The sequence below is a fragment of the Parafrankia sp. Ea1.12 genome, from assembly GCF_900465275.1.
Classification (GTDB): domain Bacteria; phylum Actinomycetota; class Actinomycetes; order Frankiales; family Frankiaceae; genus Parafrankia; species Parafrankia soli.
Genome location: NZ_UBIZ01000630.1, coordinates 1 through 940, shown reverse-complemented (window position 1 = coordinate 940; position 940 = coordinate 1). Strand labels below are relative to the sequence as shown.

Annotated in this window: 1 pseudogene; it reads right to left on the bottom strand. The window is 75.6% G+C overall.

Annotation, left to right across the window (positions count from 1 at the left end):
* Positions 1–3 precede the first annotated feature (3 nt).
* A pseudogene (locus tag FMEAI12_RS33825) lies at positions 4–939 on the bottom strand (ketoacyl-synthetase C-terminal extension domain-containing protein); the annotation flags it as partial.
* Position 940: the final 1 nt, after the last annotated feature.

Below are 940 nucleotides of genomic sequence, written 5' to 3'. Positions count from 1 at the left end.
CTACACCACCCGATCACCACCTGTGCCAACCCGCCCCCGCACCACCGTCTCCACGGGCTCGTCCGCCGCCAGCGCACGCAGCCCGGCCAGCCGGTCCCCACCGACCTGGGCGTCGCCAGCGCCCCGCTCCCCGAACACCACGGCCCGGTACTCCAACGCCGCCCGGCCCCGCACCAACGACCAACCCACATCCCGCGCTGACGGCCGGTCCGCGGCACGGGAAGACGGTCGTGGCGTAGGCGAACCGGGCGTCGGCTCGGCGTCCAGGCGCGACGCCAGCCGGGCGGCCTGCGCCAGCAGGCCCTGCTCCGACCGTGCCGAGAGGATCCACGGCACCGCACCGACCGGCCCGGCCGCGGCCCCGGGCTCCGATTCTGGCTCGGGGGCGGCTGGCGGGGCCTCCTCGATGACGACGTGCGCGTTCGTGCCCGACATCCCGAACGAGGAGACCCCCGCGCGCCGGCGGCGGCCCGGCTCCGGCGGCCACGCAACCTGCTCGGTCGCCACCCGGACCCCGCCCAAGGCCCAGTCCACCCGGCTGGTCGGCGCGTCCACGTGCAGGGTCGCCGGCACCGCCTGATGGCGCAGCGCCTCCACGATCTTGATGATTCCGGCCACCCCGGCGGCCGCCTGCGTGTGCCCGATGTTCGACTTCACCGACCCCAGCCACAGCGGGCGGCCCGGCTCCCGCCCCTGCCCGTAGGTCGCCAGCAACGCGCCGAGCTCGATCGGATCGCCCAGCCGGGTGCCCGTCCCGTGCCCCTCCACCACGTCGACCTCGGACGGGCCCAGACCAGCGTCCGCGAGCGCGGCCCGGATCACCCGCTCCTGCGCCCGACCACTCGGCGCCGTCAAACCATTCGACGCACCATCCTGATTCACCGCCGAACCCGCCACCACCGCCAACACCCCATGCCCCCGAACCCGCGCCACCGACAAC